This window comes from Mesorhizobium sp. M4B.F.Ca.ET.203.01.1.1 (assembly GCF_004791025.1).
Classification (GTDB): Bacteria; Pseudomonadota; Alphaproteobacteria; order Rhizobiales; family Rhizobiaceae; genus Mesorhizobium; species Mesorhizobium abyssinicae.
Map to the genome: position 1 here is coordinate 1 of NZ_SRUO01000037.1, position 2,500 is coordinate 2,500.

The 2,500-nt window shown below is 54.6% G+C and carries 1 tRNA gene and 2 rRNA genes (1 of these 3 cut by a window edge); all 3 read right to left on the minus strand.

Annotation, left to right across the window (positions count from 1 at the left end):
- Position 1: 1 nt before the first annotated feature.
- Positions 2 to 78: transfer RNA gene (locus EN846_RS33445), tRNA-Met, on the minus strand.
- Between the two features lie 255 nt (positions 79 to 333).
- Positions 334 to 448: ribosomal RNA gene (gene rrf, locus EN846_RS33450) — 5S ribosomal RNA — on the minus strand.
- Between the two features lie 157 nt (positions 449 to 605).
- Positions 606 to 2,500: ribosomal RNA gene (locus tag EN846_RS33455) — 23S ribosomal RNA — on the minus strand (it continues 929 nt past the right edge of the window).

The window sequence follows — 2,500 nt, forward strand, 5'->3', positions numbered from 1 at the left end:
TTGGTTGCGGGGACAGGATTTGAACCTGTGACCTTCAGGTTATGAGCCTGACGAGCTACCGGGCTGCTCCACCCCGCGTCAACTACGAGCAAGCGTTTGCTTGCGACCACGAGCAAGCGTTTGCTTGCGACCACGAGCAAGCGTTGGCTTGCGTCCTTAGAGGTAAGTTTTAGCTTACCGGAATCAAGAGGTCTGCCAAATGAAAGGGCCGCTTGCGCGGCCCGGGCTCCCGTTTGGCGGGCCTCATGCATGTCGCTCAAAAGTGTTAGCGGTTTTGAGGCAACGCCATGCATCACAACAATCGTAATGAGAAGATGAACGTGCGTTTGGCAGACCTGGCAGCGACCTACTCTCCCGCGTCTTGAGACGAAGTACCATCAGCGCTGGAGCGTTTCACGGCCGAGTTCGGAATGGGATCGGGTGCAGCCGCTCCGCCATAACCACCAGGTCGGCAAAACGCACGTTGTTCGAGAAGCTTTTTGAGCGAATAGCCGATGGTGAGCAGCCGATAGGGAACCCTATTTGCTGCTTTTCCAAGCTGTTCGCTGGTCTTTGTTGTGCTCTCACATCCTCCCTTTTGGGAGCGATGGATATTAGGAATGAGAACGATCAAGCCGATCGAACTATTAGTACCGGTAAGCTTCAAGCGTTGCCGCTCTTCCACACCCGGCCTATCAACGTGGTCGTCTTCCACGGTTCTCAGGGAATACTCGTTTTAAGGTGGGTTTCCCGCTTAGATGCCTTCAGCGGTTATCCCGTCCGGATATAGCTACCCTGCTATGCGGCTGGCGCCACAACAGGTCCACCAGAGATCCGTCCATCCCGGTCCTCTCGTACTAGGGACAGATCCTTTCAATATTCCTACACCCACGGCAGATAGGGACCGAACTGTCTCACGACGTTCTGAACCCAACTCACGTACCGCTTTAAATGGCGAACAGCCATACCCTTGGGACCTGCTCCAGCCCCAGGATGCGATGAGTCGACATCGAGGTGCCAAACAACCCCGTCGATATGGACTCTTGGGGGTCATCAGCCTGTTATCCCCGGCGTACCTTTTATCCGTTGAGCGATGGCCCTTCCACGCGGGACCACCGGATCACTATGACCGACTTTCGTCTCTGCTCGACTTGTCAGTCTCGCAGTCAGGCAGGCTTATGCCATTGCACTCAGCGAACGATTTCCGACCGTTCTGAGCCCACCATCGCGCGCCTCCGTTACTCTTTAGGAGGCGACCGCCCCAGTCAAACTACCCACCATACATTGTCCCGGACCCGGATAACGGGCCGCGGTTAGACATCCATAGAGATAAGGGTGGTATTTCAAGGGTGGCTCCACCAAGGCTGGCGCCCTGGCTTCAAAGCCTACCACCTATCCTACACATGCCACTACGAATGCCAATGTAAAGCTATAGTAAAGGTGCACGGGGTCTTTCCGTCTAACCGCAGGAACCCCGCATCTTCACGGGGAATTCAATTTCACTGAGTCTATGCTGGAGACAGCGGGGAAGTCGTTACGCCATTCGTGCAGGTCGGAACTTACCCGACAAGGAATTTCGCTACCTTAGGACCGTTATAGTTACGGCCGCCGTTTACTGGGGCTTCGATTCAGAGCTTGCACCCCTCCTCTTAACCTTCCAGCACCGGGCAGGCGTCAGACCCTATACGTCGCCTTGCGGCTTCGCAGAGCCCTGTGTTTTTGATAAACAGTCGCTACCCCCTGGTCTGTGCCACCCTCCTCTGCTTGCGCAGAAAAGGGTCACGCTTCTTCCGAAGTTACGCGTGCAATTTGCCGAGTTCCTTCAGCATAGTTCTCTCAAGCGCCTTGGTATACTCTACCAGACCACCAGTGTCGGTTTCGGGTACGGTCTATAAGGAGGAGCTATTTCCTGGAACCGCTCCGCTGCCCAACCAATCCGATAAGGTTGAACAACTTGTGCGATCCGTCACTACCTCCAGGCCCACGAATATTAACGTGGTTCCCATCGACTACGCGTTTCCGCCTCGTCTTAGGGGCCGGCTAACCCTGCTCAGATTAACTTTAAGCAGGAACCCTTGGTCTTTCGGCGGGGGAGTCTCTCACTCCCCTTACGTTACTCATGTCAGCATTCGCACTTCTGATACCTCCACCGCCCCTCACGGGTACGGCTTCATCAGCTTACAGAACGCTCCGCTACCGCTCGTGATTGCTCACGAACCCTAAGCTTCGGTGTATGGCTTTAGCCCCGTTACATTTTCGGCGCAAAGACCCTTATTTAGACCAGTGAGCTGTTACGCTTTCTTTAAATGATGGCTGCTTCTAAGCCAACATCCTGGTTGTTTTGGGATCCTCACATCCTTTCCCACTTAGCCATAACTTGGGGACCTTAGCTGTAGGTCAGGGTTGTTTCCCTTTTCACGACGGACGTTAGCACCCGCCGTGTGTCTGCCGACTAGTACTCCCAGGTATTCGGAGTTTGGTTAGGTTTGGTAATCCGGTGAGGACCCCTAGCCCATCCAGT